Source organism: Nocardia sp. NPDC057440 (assembly GCF_042802915.1).
In the GTDB taxonomy this organism is placed as follows: domain Bacteria; phylum Actinomycetota; class Actinomycetes; order Mycobacteriales; family Mycobacteriaceae; genus Nocardia.
Window position 1 is genome coordinate 407,884 of sequence record NZ_JBHVDF010000003.1, and the last position, 12,576, is coordinate 420,459.

General features: G+C 66.3%; 13 protein-coding genes. 4 read left to right on the top strand and 9 right to left on the bottom strand.

The window, feature by feature from the left end; genetic code table 11:
* Window positions 1-88 precede the first annotated feature (88 nt).
* On the bottom strand, window positions 89-466 hold the full coding sequence (locus ACFU4Z_RS08405) for a PepSY domain-containing protein (protein ID WP_379060746.1): 378 nt from the start codon (window positions 464-466) through the stop codon (window positions 89-91).
* 120 nt (window positions 467-586) lie between these two features.
* On the opposite strand from ACFU4Z_RS08405, the gene ACFU4Z_RS08410 reads away from it, so the two are divergent.
* Together ACFU4Z_RS08410 and ACFU4Z_RS08415 are read left to right on the top strand one after the other, a co-directional pair.
* The gene (locus ACFU4Z_RS08410; protein ID WP_379060747.1) at window positions 587-1,264 is read left to right on the top strand and encodes a response regulator; all 678 of its coding nucleotides are present in this window, start codon (window positions 587-589) and stop codon (window positions 1,262-1,264) included.
* Complete coding sequence (locus ACFU4Z_RS08415) at window positions 1,257-2,690, top strand: ATP-binding protein (protein ID WP_379060748.1); 1,434 nt, start codon at window positions 1,257-1,259, stop codon at window positions 2,688-2,690. The genes ACFU4Z_RS08410 and ACFU4Z_RS08415 overlap by 8 nt, the downstream gene beginning before the upstream one ends.
* A 192-nt stretch (window positions 2,691-2,882) precedes the next feature.
* Here ACFU4Z_RS08415 and ACFU4Z_RS08420 read toward each other — a convergent pair whose 3' ends face one another.
* From ACFU4Z_RS08420 to ACFU4Z_RS08440, 5 genes are all read right to left on the bottom strand, one after another.
* A complete protein-coding gene (locus ACFU4Z_RS08420) occupies window positions 2,883-3,764 on the bottom strand; it encodes a hypothetical protein (protein ID WP_379060749.1) in 882 nt (293 codons plus the stop codon).
* A 485-nt stretch (window positions 3,765-4,249) separates the two neighbouring features.
* The gene (locus tag ACFU4Z_RS08425; RefSeq protein WP_379060750.1) at window positions 4,250-4,642 is read right to left on the bottom strand and encodes a rhodanese-like domain-containing protein; all 393 of its coding nucleotides are present in this window, start codon (window positions 4,640-4,642) and stop codon (window positions 4,250-4,252) included.
* Window positions 4,639-5,163: a cysteine dioxygenase gene (locus tag ACFU4Z_RS08430; protein ID WP_379060751.1), complete on the bottom strand. Its 525-nt coding sequence runs from the start codon at window positions 5,161-5,163 to the stop codon at window positions 4,639-4,641. Before ACFU4Z_RS08430 ends, ACFU4Z_RS08425 begins: the two co-directional genes overlap by 4 nt.
* A 370-nt stretch (window positions 5,164-5,533) precedes the next feature.
* Window positions 5,534-6,499: an alpha/beta hydrolase gene (locus ACFU4Z_RS08435; RefSeq protein WP_379060752.1), complete on the bottom strand. Its 966-nt coding sequence runs from the start codon at window positions 6,497-6,499 to the stop codon at window positions 5,534-5,536.
* A gap of 358 nt (window positions 6,500-6,857) precedes the next feature.
* Window positions 6,858-7,754 carry a LysR family transcriptional regulator gene (locus ACFU4Z_RS08440; protein ID WP_379060753.1) on the bottom strand — a complete coding sequence of 299 codons (897 nt, stop codon included), beginning with the start codon at window positions 7,752-7,754 and terminating at the stop codon, window positions 6,858-6,860.
* A gap of 245 nt (window positions 7,755-7,999) precedes the next feature.
* Between ACFU4Z_RS08440 and ACFU4Z_RS08445 the strand changes: the two genes are divergently transcribed.
* Window positions 8,000-8,416 (top strand): Fur family transcriptional regulator, encoded by a 417-nt coding sequence (locus tag ACFU4Z_RS08445; RefSeq protein WP_379060892.1) that lies wholly within the window; start codon window positions 8,000-8,002, stop codon window positions 8,414-8,416.
* A gap of 37 nt (window positions 8,417-8,453) precedes the next feature.
* A complete protein-coding gene (katG, locus tag ACFU4Z_RS08450; RefSeq protein ID WP_379060754.1) occupies window positions 8,454-10,685 on the top strand; it encodes a catalase/peroxidase HPI in 2,232 nt (743 codons plus the stop codon).
* A 219-nt stretch (window positions 10,686-10,904) separates the two neighbouring features.
* On the opposite strand, the gene ACFU4Z_RS08455 is transcribed toward katG, so the two are convergent.
* The 3 genes from ACFU4Z_RS08455 to ACFU4Z_RS08465 are packed head-to-tail and all read right to left on the bottom strand — an operon-like array spanning window position 10,905 to window position 12,450.
* On the bottom strand, window positions 10,905-11,654 hold the full coding sequence (locus tag ACFU4Z_RS08455) for a helix-turn-helix domain-containing protein (RefSeq protein ID WP_379060755.1): 750 nt from the start codon (window positions 11,652-11,654) through the stop codon (window positions 10,905-10,907).
* Between the two features lie 20 nt (window positions 11,655-11,674).
* A complete protein-coding gene (locus tag ACFU4Z_RS08460; protein ID WP_379060756.1) occupies window positions 11,675-12,040 on the bottom strand; it encodes a DUF4345 domain-containing protein in 366 nt (121 codons plus the stop codon).
* Window positions 12,040-12,450 carry a hypothetical protein gene (locus ACFU4Z_RS08465; protein WP_379060757.1) on the bottom strand — a complete coding sequence of 137 codons (411 nt, stop codon included), beginning with the start codon at window positions 12,448-12,450 and terminating at the stop codon, window positions 12,040-12,042. The genes ACFU4Z_RS08460 and ACFU4Z_RS08465 overlap by 1 nt, the downstream gene beginning before the upstream one ends.
* Between the last annotated feature and the right edge of the window lie 126 nt (window positions 12,451-12,576).

A 12,576-nucleotide genomic window follows, 5' to 3' on the forward strand; every position in this document is an offset into this window, starting at 1 on the left:
TTTTCTTTCTTATACCTCGCCCTGCGTGTTTTTATCTCTCAGCTGCGCCGGCCGCCGCAGATGACTAAACCACCCACCCGCCCGGCTGTCAATCCTGTTGCGCCCGGCCGAGCACGGCGCCGCTGTTGGAGTCGATCGTCACCTCGTACTCGATGCCGTCGGGCGCTCTGAGTTCGACCTCCCAGACCGTGGCGCCCTGGTCGGCGTCGAGCTCCGCGGAGGTCACCGTGCTGCCCGGCACCACCCCGAGCGCCTTGTCGATGGCCTGCTGCCTGTCGATCGTCGGGGCCGCGGTGAGCACCCAGTCGTGGTCCGGCGGGAACAAGGCGACTGCGTGCTGGTCGTGCCACCGGCTATCGGTGCTCGCGCCTATCGCCACAGCGCCGCCGACGAAGAGGGCCGCCACCGCCGCGCCGACGAGCAGCCAGCGCAGACCTGCGAGTATGCGACGGAGAATGGGATCCATGATGAAACCTCCTGTGAGAGTGGCTGTCTCGAAGCTGATGAGCACATTGGCAGGATGTGGCTGAAGGCAGCCTGAAGGCACCTGAAATCCGTTTCAGGAACGGTCTGCCAGGCTGTGCGCATGCGTTTGCTGATCGTGGAAGACGAGCAGCGCCTGGCCGAGACCTTGGCCAAGGGGCTTGCGGCAGAGGGTTTTGCGGTGGATGTCGTCCATAACGGAATCGACGGTCTACATCGCGCGACGACCGGCGACTACGACCTGGTCCTCCTGGACATCATGTTGCCCGGCATGAACGGTTACCGAGTGTGTGCCGAACTGCGCGCCGCGGGCGACGAGACACCGGTGCTGATGCTCACCGCGAAGGACGGTGAATACGACGAAGCGGAAGGGCTGGACACCGGCGCCGACGACTATCTCAGCAAGCCGTTCTCCTATGTGGTGCTGCTGGCTCGTGTTCGCGCCCTGCTGCGCCGCAGAACCCGCGGCGGCGCACCGGTGTTGAGCGTCGGCGACCTGACAGTCGACCCGAACACCCACACCTGCCGCCGAGGGACGCAGGAGGTGACGTTGACCGCGAAGGAGCTCGCGGTCCTGGAATACCTAGCCGTGCACGCGGGGGCGATAGTGTCGAAATCCGATATCCTCCAGCATGTCTGGGACTTCGCCTACGACGGCGACCCCAACATTGTCGAGGTGTACATCAGCACGCTGCGGCGAAAGATCGACGCGCCGTTCGGGCGTCGGTCGATCACCACCGTGCGTGGCGCCGGATACCGCTTGGTGGCCGATCGTGGCTGACCGGTCACGATGGTGGAGTTCGGTCCGCGCCCGCACCACCGCGATGGCCACCGCCGTCGTCGCGATCGCCCTGGTGGCCGCCGGGCTGGGCGTGCTCGCGGTGCTGCGGCACAACCTGGTCGACAGCGCAGGTCTGCAGGCGGAGTCGACCGCACGGCACGTCGCCGCCCAACTGGCCGCCGGGACCGACTTCGCGAATCTGGAGCTGCCCGACGCGGACAGTCAACCGGTGCAGGTGGTTTCGGCCGACGGGCGGGTCTTGGCAGCCGATGACGATCTCCTCGGCCACGGGCCCATGGCCGAGTTCTCCCCTACCGCCGAATCGGAGGATGAAGACGACGAGGACGACGAGGACGAGCCGGAGCCGGTAGCCGCGCCCGGCTCGGGCACCATCGCGTTCCGCGATATGCGACTTCCGGTGGCCCATGAGGACACCGGAAGCCACGACTTCCGGGTCGCCGCCCTCGACGTCGACATCCCGCGCGGACAGCACATCACCATCTATGCCGGCGCCTCCCTCGCTATCGCCGACAACGCTGTCTCCGGCGTCAGCCGTGCCATGGCGATCGGTCTGGTTCCGTTGCTCGCCCTCGTCGCGGGCGTGACCTGGCTGGTCACCAGACGTGCCCTGCGCCCGGTGGAGGCGATCCGGAGCGAACTCGCCGAAATCATGGGCGGCGACCTCTCCCGCCGGGTGCCGGTGCCCGCCTCACACGACGAAATCGCCCGGCTCGCAACCACAACCAACACCACACTGACCGCGTTGGAGGAATCCGCCCAACGCCAGCGCCGCTTCATCGCCGATGCCGCGCACGAGTTGCGCAGCCCCATCGCGAGCCTGCGCACCCAACTCGAGGTCGCCCAGGCCCATCCGCAACTACTCGAATTGGATGGACTGATCGCCGATTCCGTGCGACTGGAACATCTCGCCGCCGATCTCCTGCTGCTGGCCCGCCTCGACGCCGGCGAACAACCCCGCAGGGACCTCGTGGACCTCGCCGCGCTGGCCCGCGACGAATTGGCCCACCGCAACGGCGACCGCCACGCGGTCCACGTGGAGATACCCGACGACTGTGTCGCCGTGCGGGGCAGCCGGATTCAGCTCAGCCGCGTGCTGGCCAACCTCGTCGACAACGCGCAGCGCCACGCCGCAGGCGCGGTGCGCGTCACGCTGACGCGCACCGAAGGTGCGGTGGTATTGGCGGTGAGCGACGACGGCAGCGGTGTGCCGGAGTCCCATCGGGACCGGATCTTCCAGCGGTTCGTCCGGCTCGACGAGGCACGCAGCCGCGACGACGGCGGCGCGGGACTCGGTCTCGCCATCGTCCGCGACGTCGTCCAGCGTCACGGCGGCGAGATCCAGGTGGGTGCGAGCACCGAAGGCGGCGCCCGCTTCGCGGTCACCCTGCCTCCTGCCGATCAATGAAGAGAGTTACCGAGCGCGAGAGATCGCCCCAGCAAGCCGGTTGGGTGGCACCCGTGGGAGCGGGGAATCGACCCCGACGGTGCGTCGACGTCCGGCCGAGATCTTCCGATGGCCGCGGTCATGCGACGAAGGAACGATTACGGGGACAGAATTCCAGCGCACCAAACAGCGCGGCGCTCGCCTAGTCATTTGTCACGATGAATCGTCATCCGGGCCGCCGGAATCCGGGCCCCGCAGATAGCGACCGACGCAGGTCTCGTCCAACGCGAAAGATTTCACAACCGATGCTGCGCCCACTATCACCAACGACATGACGAAAAGCCAACTGACCGAGGTGAATGCGAGTCCCAGCGGTCCGAAATGGTGCTGGGCGTTCGTTGTGATGCGAGGTAGAACGATACGGCCTGCCACATGCACCGAAGTCAAACCGACGGCGGTGAGGAGGGCGGAGACCCAGAGCAGGCGCCCGGTCAGCGCGCCCTTCGTGAGAAGCAACGGCACGAGCGTCCAGACGAATGTCCAGATGGCGACCTCGCCGACCAGAGCGAGCGGGCGACCCGCGTAGCGGATGTGGGTAAGGCCTCGGGTCTGCCCGACCAGTGCAGCGCAGAGCGCGACCGCGAGCAGCGTAGCGACCCACCGCCAGGCATCTCGCGGGCCCATCGACGGCACCTGCCATATCGCCCCGTAGACCCGGCCGAGCGCGCGAGCGAACGAGGTACCGCCGAGCACCACCATCACCAATCCCACCACCCCGAACGCGGCGAAGGATGGATCCATCGGCGCGTCGGTGTCACCGGTGGACAACGATGCGGAGTTGAAGCCGAATTGGTCGCTGACGGTATCGGCCGCCGCATGCCAGCCGCTGAAGACCGACGCGGCGATGATCACCGGTAACACCGAGGTGAAAATCTGCGCCGCAAGCGCCAACGACCGATCGACGACCTGAATCGCCACCAGGCCGTCGACCACGCGCCACAGGGTGCGACCGGACGGCGTCGCGCGTAACCAACCGGTGGCGGCTTCGGCTCGCGCCACCGAAACCTGCCGAGCCAGCGACACAGACAATTTCATGAGCCACACCGGGTTTCGCTCCCAGGTAGCACCATGCGAGAACTGACCACTGTCGACATCGAAAGGCCTCCATCAGCCTCGACGTCCGTCCCGTTCCGGGTCGGCTGTTCGCGCGATCACGAAAATCGCGAACACGCTGCCGGACAGACGCTACGCCTTTGTTCGCACCGACAGCGGAGACTCCGGCTTATCGAGCCGAATTCCGGCGACTGACCGCGCAATCTCTGAGCGAGGGACGAAATAACATCGCCCGACCGAATACCTGCGCAAGGTTCGGTAAACCGGCACCGGCGATCGAAGACCGTGGATCATCCACCCGGCCCGATCCGAAGTGACATCACATTTCCGGCACAGCAGTGAATGTCGCGTATCCGATAGTCACAAACCAGGAGTATTCAGAGGCAATTCGGAAACCGCCTGCGGAATCGCCGCGATCGCAGCAGCCCTGGTCCCGCGGCTCGTCAGCCGAGTCGCGGTTCTGAACGTTATGGCACAGCCGGTGTTCCTCCGGCAATCACCGGCAAACCGGCCGCCTTCCACGCACGGAACCCACCGATGAGGTCCGTGGCGTTTCGCAACCCCAACTCGCGTGCGTCACGGGCGGCCAGACTGGAGGCGTAACCCTCGTTGCACAGGATCACCACCGCGGAATCCTCGGTGAGGCCGGGCAGGCGGTGCTCGCCGTGTGGGTCCAGACGCCATTCCAGCACGATCCGCTCGACCACCACCGAGCCAGGAATCTCGCCCTCGGCGGACCGATTCGCGTAGGGCCTGATGTCCACCACCAGGGCTCCGGCCGTTCGCAACGCCTCGGCCTGTTCCGGGTCGACTCGAACCAGGTGCTCACGGGCTCGCGCGAGCATCTCCTCGGCGCTCATACGCCCGCGAAATCCGTCAGGGCGCGGTACTCGCGCATCGGCCGCAGGGGTGGGGAATACGCGTGCACCGTCGCGGTCTGCTCCCCGGCGACGTTGCGGAGCAGATGCGCTCTGCTGGGCCCGAACGCGACAGTGGCACCCGCGCGCCGCTCGGCGGTCCGAACCCGGTCGTTCGGGAACGCGAATTCCTCGTGCAGTTCGCCGCGCAAGACCGTGAACGAACCGGATGCGCCGCCATGGTCGTGTGGTTCGGTGCCCTGTCCGGTGGTCCAGGACAACAGCCACAGTTCGACGCCCATGGTCAGTGCGAGCCGCGTCCACCAGCGCTGAAGAGAGTCGAATCGCACGATGCCGAGCAGCGGTTCGGCCAGTTCGCGTGTCACCGCGCTGGTCAGCTCGTGCAGTTCGTCCGGCGTCCACAGTGGTCGTTCCGCACGGACGAGATCGTTGAGTAGTGGAAAATCAATATCGGGATGAATGTCCTTGGTGTGCTTGAGGTTCACCGGAAGGGACGTCGTCACAGAGCGCTCCTGGCATCGTGGTGCGGTGGAAGATATGCAGCGTCACCGGCAACACGCACAGGCCACGACGCGAAGCAGGTCGACGACCCGATTTCGCGTGAGAAGCAGCCTTGGCACGACCGACACCTTACACAGTCCGTCGACAACCTCCCAGCACCGGCAACCGCCGAGCTCGCCGGCGAGAAAGATTCCCTATCGTGGCCATTGAGCGAAAGTGCCTGGCGCACAGGACGAGAGGACTACAACGGACGGCGCCACGCCACGTGCGGCCGTCCGAGCCGGCTCGCGCGGCCGCACAGGGGCCACTGGGTCGCGGTCATCAACTCGGCGGCGTCGGCGGGGACATCGGCAGCGTGGGTCGGCGCGCGGATCAGGCCGGGTGCAAGGCGGCCCGAAGCACCGCAACAGCTTGGGCGACAGCGGCTTTGGCGGCATGGGTGTCGTGCATCGAGTTGACCATGACGAAGTCGTGGATGATGCCCCCGTAGCGCGCCTGGATCACGGGGACGCCCGCCGCGCGCAGCTTGGCCGCGAATGCTTCGCCCTCGTCACGCAGCACGTCGGCTTCGGCGGTGATCACCAGTGCTGGCGGGAGGCCAGACAGTTGCTCGGTGGTGGCGCGCAAGGGCGACGCGGTGATCTGCGCGCGGTCCTCCGCGCTGGTGGTGTACTGGTCCCAGAACCACTGCATGCCCTCGCGGGTGAGGAAGTACCCTTCGGCGAACCGCTGGTAGGAGCCGGTATCGAAGCTAGCGTCGGTGACCGGATAGAACAGCACCTGCTGCGCGAACGAGACGTCGCCACGCTCCTTGGCCATCAGCGTCAGCGCGATGGCCATGTTGCCGCCGACCGAATCACCCGCGATCGCGATCCGGGACGGGTCCAGCGCCTTCTCGGCGCCGTGCGCAGTGACCCACTGGGCCACCCGGTAGGACTGTTCATTGGCCACCGGGTATCGCACCTCCGGTGAGCGGTCGTATTCGGGGAACACGACCGCCGCGTGCACTCCGACGGCGAGATCCCGGACCAGACGGTCGTGGGTGTGCGCGTCGCCGAACACCCAACCGGCGCCATGGGTGTAGATGAGCACCGGCAAGGTCTCGGTGACACCCTGCGGCTTGACGATCCTGGCCCGCACCGAGCCGGTCGGGCCGCCGTCGATGGTGATCCACTCCTCGTCGATCGCCGGCTTGTCGATCGGCGAGTCCTGTACCGAATCCACGGCCTTGCGGCCCTCGTCCGGAGGCAACTGGTAGAGGAACGGAGGCTGCGAGGTCGCGTCGACGAACTCCTGCGCTGCCTGCTCGAGCGCGATTCCCAAGGGGTTTCCTGTCATCGTCGTTCCTTCCTCGATGGAGTGAATATGTTGTGGTACAGCTGTTTTCGAGAGACGACCCGAGTCCGGCGAGCGCGTCGGCGATGGTGGCGACCTCATCAGAGTGGGTGTGCCTCACCAGGTGCGATGCGTCGATCTCGATGATCGACCGGAGCCCGGCTCGCTGGTATCCGAACTATTCGAAGTCGGGTTGACGGCACGGTCGGCGCTCGACACGATTCGCTTGATGTTCCATGCTGCCACCGACACGCGCTTGCCGGTCGGTTAAGGCGAGTAGATCGATGGACCGGCACTCCTGGCCGGGCGGTCATCACCCCGGCTGGGGTGGCCGTTCTTGCGGCGTTCGAACGCACACAGTTCAGCTCTGATCGAGCTGTCCCAGCTCCTGGATGACTCGGGCGAAGGCACGGACCTGCTCGGTTTCCCGGTCGCTGCGCCAGACCGGCGCCCATCGGACCAAGACGGAATCGGTGATCGGCAGGTAGGTGATGCCGGGACGGTTGTAATAGCGGGCGATGTGGCTCATGCCGCTGGTGAAGATACCGCCGGTGCTGGCGGTGGTCAGAATGTCTTCGAGCGTCGAGATCGGGGCGACGCGGTGGATGGGCCTGCCCGAAGGAGTCTGGAAGGGGCTCACGGCGTCCTCCCAATAGTCGGGCAGCGGCGCGCTGGGTTCGAGCACGCCACGGTCGCCGAAGACCTCCAGCGACACCCATTTCTCGCCCGCGAGTTCGTGATGATCGGGCATCACTGCCACCATCGGCTCCACCGAGATGATCGGCCCGACGGTCAGGCCCGGTTCTTCGACGGGCAACCACGCGATGATGATGTCGGCTTCGTCGCGATACAGCGGTCCGAACTGATCGCCGAACTCGCTGCTGCGGATCTGCAGCTCCCAGGACGGGTACCTGCTGCGGAAGACATCCCAGAACGGCTGGTAGTCATAGGGGTTGTAGCCGATCATGGCCACGCGGAGTACACCGGAAATACCCCTGGCGGCCTGGCGGGCGTGTTCGATCGCCTGAATGACACCGTGATAGGCCGGCTGCAATTCGGCAAGCAACTGGCGACCGAGCAGCGTGAGCTGGACGTTGCGGGGGTTGGAGCGGTCGACCAGGCGGCCGCCGATCCGACGTTCCTGGCTCTTGATCGACTGGCTGACGCGGGCCTGCGAGATATGCAGCCGCCAAGCGGTTCTCCCGAAATGGAGCTCTTCGGCCAGGGTCAGAAAGATCTCTATATCTCGCAGTTCCACCGGGATGCTCCTGACAAGCCGTGCGCCATCACGACCGAAGACTACGATGTTTTCGCTGTTCGCGCGCCGGGTACCCCCGCGTCCCGCTCTCCGTGCCGACCAACTTCGCCGACCGCGACGACCGCAGCAGGCCCGCTGGATGAGCCACCGCACCGCACCGGAACAAAATTTCCCCGAAATCACCCCGCCCAATACTTGAATGAGTCATACTTCGGAATGTGTCCACCAAATCGGATTTCGAGCGCATGCTGCGCGGGGCTGCTCTGCGCGTGACGGCGCCGCGGCTGGCGGTGCTGACGGCGGTGCACAACTATCCGCACTCCGATACGGACTCGATCCTCGGTCGAGTGCGCGAGACCCTCGGTGCGGTGTCCCATCAGGCCGTGTACGACGTGCTGCGGGCACTGACCGCCGCGGGTCTGCTGCGGCGCATCCAGCCGATGGGCACGGTGGCGCGCTACGAAACGCGCGTCGGTGACAACCACCATCACCTCGTGTGCCGGTCGTGCGGCGTCATCACCGACGTCGACTGCGCCGTCGGCGAGGCGCCCTGCCTGACCGCCTCGGACCACAACGGTTTCATCCTCGATGAGGCCGAGGTCATCTATTGGGGCCTGTGCCCCGACTGCTCCGTGAAACAAACGTCACGAACACCCCAGTGATCGCAGCCCGATTCACTCACTCCCGAAAGGAATTGCCGTGCCCCAGGAACACCCGCCCATCGGAGAGGCGCAAACCGAACCCGCCGAGAGTGGTTGCCCCGTCACGTCAGGTCGCCTCAAGTATCCGACCGAGGGCGGCAGCAACCGTGACTGGTGGCCCAACCAGCTCAACCTGAAAATCCTCCAGAAGAACCCCGCCGTGGCCAACCCCATGGGCGAGGACTTCGACTATGCCGCGGAATTCAAGACCCTCGATCTGGCCGCGGTGAAGCAGGACATCGAGGAGGTGATGACGACCTCACAAGAGTGGTGGCCCGCCGACTACGGCCACTACGGCCCGTTGTTCATCCGGATGGCCTGGCATGCCGCGGGCACCTACCGCATCAACGACGGTCGCGGTGGAGCGGGCGCGGGCATGCAGCGGTTCGCGCCGCTCAACAGCTGGCCCGACAACGCCAGCCTCGACAAGGCTCGCCGCCTGCTCTGGCCGGTCAAGCAGAAGTACGGCAAGAAGCTGTCCTGGGCCGACCTGATCGTCTACGCGGGCAATGTCGCGCTGGAGTCGATGGGCTTCGACACCTTCGGCTTCGGCGGCGGCCGCGTCGACCAGTGGGAGCCCGAGGAGGACGTCTACTGGGGTCCTGAGCACACCTGGCTCGCCGACGCGCGGTACACCGGCACCCGGGACCTCGAGAACCCCCTCGCCGCAGTCCAAATGGGCCTGATCTACGTGAACCCGGAGGGGCCCAACGGCAACCCGGACCCCCTCCTCGCGGCCACCGACATTCGTGAGACGTTCCGTCGCATGGCCATGAACGATGTCGAGACGGCAGCGCTCATCGTCGGCGGCCACACCTTCGGCAAGACGCACGGTGCGGGCGATGCCGACCTCGTCGGCCCCGAGCCGGAGGCCGCTCCCTTGGAAGAACAGGGCCTCGGCTGGAAGAGTTCCTTCGGCACCGGTGTGGGCAAGGACGCGATCACCAGTGGTCTGGAGGGCACCTGGACGCCTACCCCGATCAAGTGGGACAACAGCTTCCTCGAAACCCTGTACGGCTACGAGTGGGAGAAGACCAAGAGCCCCGCCGGTGCGTGGCAGTACATTCCCAAGGACGGCGCCGGAGCGGGCACCGTGGCCGACGCCCACGACCCGTCGAAGAGCCACACCCCGGTGATGCTGACAACGGACCTCTCGCTGCGGGTCGACCCCGTCTACGAGCAGATCACCCGGCGTTGGCTCGACCATCCCGAAGAGCTCGCGGACGAGTTCGCCAAGGCCTGGTACAAGCTGACCCACCGCGATATGGGACCGATCGTCCGCTACCTCGGGCCGCTGGTCCCGCAGGAGGCGCTGCTGTGGCAGGACCCCGTCCCCTCGGTGACGCACGACCTCATCGGGGCAGCCGACATCGCCGCCCTCAAGAGCCAGATCCTGTCGTCGGGTCTGACTGTCTCGCAGCTTGTTTCGACCGCGTGGGCGGCGGCGTCGTCGTTCCGCGGCAGTGACAAGCGTGGCGGCGCGAACGGCGGACGTATCCGCCTCCAGCCGCAGAGCGGGTGGGAGGTCAACAACCCCGACGAGCTCGCACAGGTGGTACGGACGCTGGAGGGGATCCAGGAGTCCTTCAACGCGGCCCAGACCGGGAACACGCGGGTGTCGTTCGCCGATCTCGTCGTGCTCGCCGGGTCCGCGGCCGTCGAGCGGGCCGCCGCGAACGCCGGCCACGACGTCGAGGTGCCGTTCACCCCGGGACGCACCGACGCCACGCAGGAGCAAACCGATGTGGAGTCCTTCTCCGCGCTGGAGCCGAACGCGGACGGCTTCCGCAACTACCTCGGCAAGGCCAGCAGGCTCCCGGCCGAGTACCTGCTGATCGACAAGGCGAACCTGCTGACCCTGAGCGGCCCGGAGACGACCGTCCTCGTCGGCGGGCTGCGCGTACTCGGCGCGAACTACAAGCAGTCGCCGCTGGGTGTGTTCACCGCGACCCCCGAGTCGTTGACCAACGACTTCTTCGTGAACCTGCTCGACATGGGTACGAAGTGGGAGCCGACGTCGCCCGACGACGGGACCTACGAGGGCAAGGATCGCAGCAGCGGTGAGGTGAAGTGGACAGGTAGCCGCGCCGACCTGGTCTTCGGGTCGAACTCGCAGCTGCGCGCTCTCGCGGAGGTCTACGCGACCGACGATGCGAAGCAGAAGTTCGTCGAGGACTTCATCGCCGCGTGGACCAAGGTGATGAACCTGGACCGGTTCGACCTCGCCTGATCACGGCGTGACGACCGGCCGACGGGCCGGTCGTCCATGCCTCGCACTGCACCCCGCGAGCAGACACCGCTCGCGGGGTGCAGTGCGCTTGTTCTTCAGTGGCAGCGGCAGTTACGTGGACCGAGCGCCACTGGCAGCCGTGGTCGGCAACGCTCGGGACCGCAATGACCGTGCGGCGGGTCCGCCGGCTCGGGATGTGAGGCATAGCGGCGATCTCGTTCACGAGTCCTCGGCGACGATGCGCACGCCGCTCGAGATCACGGCTGTCGCGGTCAGGCCGAAGATGGCGTGGAATGTGTCGCTGAAGTGGCTGGGCGAAGCGAATCCGGCCTCGGTGGCGGCCCGGGTGAGGTCCATTCCTTTGCCTACGGCCCTGGCGACGTACAGCATTCGTGCCCACACGCGGTATCGGCGGAAACTGGTGCCCGCGTGTGCCGAGAAGAGATGGAGAAATCGGGAGGTGGACAGCCCCGCCGCGGCGGCGAGTTCGGCGGCGGTGGGATTGCCGGCCGGTTGATCTCTGATCGTGAGCATGGCGGCGCGGATGCGTCCGTCGATGATCGGAGGTTCCGGTGCTCCGAGAACGCGTTCGAGCAGCGTTGCGGAATCCGGCGACTCCGAGTCACGCAGATAGCCGCGGATCGCAGACTCGGCTCGATGGTGGAAACAGATGCTCGGTGACTGGTCGAGCATCGCGGCGCGGAGGTTCCGGCCACGCGCCGCGCCCGGGTCGAGGTACAAAAACAGCATTCGACCTTCGCCGGAGACGATCTGATGCCTGGTCCGCGCGGGAATCAACGCACTGCCGACGTGGCGTTCACCGCATTCCGGCACGCGCAGCGTGAACGGAGCATCCACCCCCATGGCGAAGCAATCCACCGCAGTGGTGTGCGCGTCGAGATGAAATGACGGTCCGAGGTACGCGGCGTGCCCGGGCCACAGCCAGATCGTCGGAGCCATACGCGTCATGATCGCACCGCGCAACCGCCTCACGCGATCGCGATCAACAATCCCGCACCGACCGCTTCGACGCAGAAATAGAACCAGATCGGATAGAACGGTGTCGCGGTATCGAGCAGCCGCGACACCAACCGGCCGCAGGCCATGCCCGCCAACGCGATTCCGACAGCGATCACCATTCCGGCGTGGCGGTCGGTGCTGCCCGCGGCCGCCCACCACAGCATGGCCGCCACCGCGATGCCGAATCCGCCGTATACGGCCCGGATCTCCGAACGGCTCTTCGGCGTCTCGACTCGGATGTCGAACGGCCGGGCCAGCGCGGCCGGAGCGAGCAGTGCGAAAACGCCCATGGCACAGAACATCACACCGATAGTGACGACCGCTGCGGTCCTCATCACGACACCGCCACCCGGATCGATGCGGGAGCGGACGTCTTGCGCGTCACGAGCGCGAACCCGGCGGCGAGTGCGATCAATCCCGCGACATCGAACCACGCGATCCGCGCGAGCGACGAGTTTCCCGAAGGCTGGGTCAACACGAGGATGATGAAGCCCGCGAAGCTCGTCGCATTCGCCGTCACCGCGGCGTTGCGCAGATGCGGCCGAAAAACTGCGACGAGCAATCCGACGCCCACTATCCCGAAGAGCAACCCCCGATGTCGCAGCAGCACTTCGACATCACTGCTCACCGCATCGATTCCATAGGCCGCGCGGGCCCACTGTGTCGATACCGCGCCGAGCATCGGCACCACATTGAGTAATCCGGCTGCTACGAGCAGCCCCAGTCCCCACCGTCGCAATCCCATGTCTCCTCCGATTTCCGTCGCTGCGATCATGACGGGCACACGGTGCCTTCCGCTTCCAGAAACGTGTCGCGGCGAAAGCGGGTCCTCCTTTAGGAGGTTGCGGCCCGGAGCCGGTGTCGCCGAGGC